Below are 1,321 nucleotides of genomic sequence, written 5' to 3'. Positions count from 1 at the left end.
CCAAATAGCTTGCTCTAACGCATCAAGAATAAGCTCTGTGTGCATTGTCGTTGATACACGCCAACCTACAATGTATCGTGAAAAAACATCTATCACGAAAGCGACATAAACAAACCCACTCCATGTGGCAAGTAGAGTAAGAGGCGGGGCGTAGTCGTGCTATCTCCCAACCTCTCCTCTCCGAACCGGACGTGCACCTTTCAGCGCATCCGGCTCTCCACTTAATTGTGGCTAACAGCCATTGCAACATCTTGATATCTTGAGGTGACAGTATTTCTGACCTCGTCCTCGTTCCGGCAATACGGGTTCGATTCTGGTAATCGCCATCTAAAAGGTCGTTTAGGGCTACTCACTAATCGAAATAGTGATTGACCGCATAAGTTGCCTTTGTTGCTCCTACCGAAATAGACCCATGTTTTCGCTTTGCCGGGTTCTGGTCGTCTGATCAACTTCATCATTAGCTTCTTGATGCTGGTTTTAAACTTAGCTGCGAACCAGTAAGCCAGTTTCCAGAATACCGCTCTGTCTATCTTACTATAAACCTTAGCCGTGAAATCGGTATGACGGTAAAACTGTGACCAGCCTTTAAGTTTCTGGTTAAGTTTTTCTATCTTATCGATTGGACTACAGCTATAGTCACCAGATAGTTCTTTGTTGAGCGAACAAGTAAACGCTCTCGCTTTATCTTTCGGGATAGTGCTGACCACACGCATGTTGCCTTTTGGGCCTCGTTTGCGGATCACTCTATGTCCCAAGAAGACAAAGCCGTCATTGACATGAGTAACTTGGGTCTTCTCCATGTTCAACGTAAGCTTGAGTTTGCTTTCCAGAAAGTCTCGGCATTGCTCTCGGATCACCTGCGCCTGTTGTTTGGTGCCTTTGACGATAACAACAAAGTCATCGGCATAACGACAGTATGCGACGCCAGGCTTCCATTGTCGCTCCTCCTCAAGGGCAGGCTTGCGACCGATCTTGATACTGTGGTTCCAGTACCAGCGATCTTTACGTGCCTTTTTGCTAAGGTAGCATTGGTTCAGGTACTGATCGAACTCATTAAGCATGATGTTTGACAGCAGTGGTGAGATCACGCCACCTTGCGGTACGCCTTGGTTAGTGGCACAGAACAGGTTCTTTTCAACATGACCGGCCTTGATAAAGAGCCAGAGCAGCTGATTGAACCGTTTACAGGCAATCCGTTTACGGACGCACTTCATCAATAATCGATGATGAACTGTATCAAAATAGCTCGACATATCGCCTTCAATCACCCAGCGTCCTTTCTCCTGACTGGAATCAGTCAACTGAAGTTTTACTGTCCGGA

1 protein-coding gene and 1 pseudogene are annotated in these 1,321 nt (G+C 46.6%); both read right to left on the bottom strand.

Annotation, left to right across the window (positions count from 1 at the left end; all coding sequences use genetic code 11):
* Positions 1-138: pseudogene (locus ABMY41_RS21760) on the bottom strand (DDE-type integrase/transposase/recombinase); the annotation flags it as partial.
* An 83-nt stretch (positions 139-221) separates the two neighbouring features.
* A partial coding sequence (locus ABMY41_RS21755) for a reverse transcriptase domain-containing protein (protein ID WP_253040215.1) occupies positions 222-1,321 on the bottom strand: 1,100 nt, incomplete at its 5' end.

It is taken from the genome of Pseudoalteromonas sp. BZA4 (assembly GCF_040104395.1).
Classification (GTDB): domain Bacteria; phylum Pseudomonadota; class Gammaproteobacteria; order Enterobacterales; family Alteromonadaceae; genus Pseudoalteromonas.
Note: the sequence above shows the minus strand (reverse complement) of the source record. Positions and strands in the feature narration are given on the sequence as shown.